Source organism: Streptomyces lushanensis (genome assembly GCF_001700515.1).
In the GTDB taxonomy this organism is placed as follows: Bacteria; Actinomycetota; Actinomycetes; order Streptomycetales; family Streptomycetaceae; genus Streptomyces; species Streptomyces lushanensis.
On record NZ_MAUD01000665.1, the window covers coordinates 1 to 563 of the forward strand.

The following is a 563-nucleotide window of genomic DNA, read 5'->3' on the forward strand; positions in this document are numbered from 1 at the left end:
GCGCGCGGACGGTCCCGGCCTTGTGGCCGAAGCCGGGGTCGGTGGCGATCTCTACTGTTCCGACAGGGCGGCTGTTCACGCAGACCTCGTAGGAGCGTGACTTTCCGCCGTCGTCGGTCTGCCGGAGCGGCCCGGTCGGCCGCAGGGTGGTGGTCATCAGGGGAGTTGTACCCGTCGCACGCGGTGGAGTCATCCGGTTTACGGACCGGGGCGGAAAGACATTCCTAGGGATCCAGGTCCGCCGCGGCGCGCTCCTCGAAGAGGCGCATCGCCTTGACGGTCACGGGGCCCGGGGCGGCGGGGAGTCGGCGGTCGTCCACGCGGTGGACGGCCTGCACGTCGCGCAGGGTCGAGGTCAGGAAGATCTCGTCGGCGCGCTCCAGCACGTCCAGCGGCAGATCGGTCTCCCGGGCGCCCGCCCACTCGGCGGCCAGGGCGCGGGTGATACCGGCGAGACAGCCGGAGGCGAGGGGCGGCGTGTGCAGTTCGCCGTCGAGTACGACGAAGACATTGGAGCCGGTGCCCTCGCAGAGCGCCCCGACGGTGTTGGCGAAGAGCGCCTC

1 protein-coding gene and 1 pseudogene are annotated in these 563 nt (G+C 71.4%); both read right to left on the bottom strand.

Annotation, left to right across the window (positions count from 1 at the left end):
* Positions 1 to 157: pseudogene (locus BFF77_RS37605) on the bottom strand (GNAT family N-acetyltransferase); the annotation flags it as partial.
* Between the two features lie 67 nt (positions 158 to 224).
* Positions 225 to 563, bottom strand: a 339-nt coding sequence (locus tag BFF77_RS32235; protein ID WP_211280383.1) for an aminotransferase class IV, incomplete at its 5' end; no start/stop codon positions are given.